Below are 237 nucleotides of genomic sequence, written 5' to 3' on the forward strand. Positions count from 1 at the left end.
GGCAGCGCGTCGACTATCCTGGCGCCTGCCGCGGCTAGCGATTTTGAGGCCCGCGGCGAACTCGCGTCATCGAAGATCATCGATCCCGTGATCAGTCGACCCGTGTATCTTGTCCGAAATCCGGAAAAGCCCCGCACCCGGGCCTCGTCAGAGGTTGAGAAGGCGACCATCGCTGTGGTGAAGGATCTGGTCTTGCGCGGGCAGTGGCGCGGAAAGCTCGTGGAAGAGACTCAAAGC

1 protein-coding gene is annotated in these 237 nt (G+C 62.0%); it reads left to right on the forward strand.

The window, feature by feature from the left end:
- On the forward strand, positions 1 to 237 hold a 237-nt coding region (locus tag H2O73_RS24280), incomplete at both ends, for a type 2 periplasmic-binding domain-containing protein (RefSeq protein WP_220457784.1).

This window comes from Vibrio marinisediminis, assembly GCF_014050145.1.
Lineage (GTDB): Bacteria > Pseudomonadota > Gammaproteobacteria > Enterobacterales > Vibrionaceae > Vibrio > Vibrio marinisediminis.